Source organism: Bartonella sp. AA86SXKL (assembly GCF_042196885.1).
Window position 1 is genome coordinate 1 of record NZ_JBHIRE010000360.1, and the last position, 351, is coordinate 351.

Consider the following 351-nt stretch of genomic DNA (forward strand, 5'->3'; position numbering starts at 1 on the left):
TACGGGAAGCTGTCGAACAAGCGTTTATGTATATTGGTGAAAAAACAGGACGTGAATTTTGTAACGAAAAAAGGCCACTTTTACTCTCTGTTCGTTCAGGAGCTCGGGCTTCTATGCCGGGAATGATGGATACAGTGCTTAATCTTGGTATGAATGATGAAACTGTGAAAGCAATTGCTTTACAAACCAAAAATGAACGCTTTGCTTATGACAGTTATCGCCGGTTTATTCAAATGTATTCGAATGTTGTTTTGGGATTAGAGCATTCGTATTTTGAAGAGATTCTTGATGATTCAAAAATGCGCAAGGGTTACACTATTGATACAGAAATGACGGCGGTTGATTGGCAAG

1 pseudogene is annotated in these 351 nt (G+C 39.0%); it reads left to right on the forward strand.

Going from position 1 to position 351, the window contains the following annotated elements:
* Positions 1-351, forward strand: a pseudogene (locus ACFIO5_RS12010) (PEP/pyruvate-binding domain-containing protein); the annotation flags it as partial.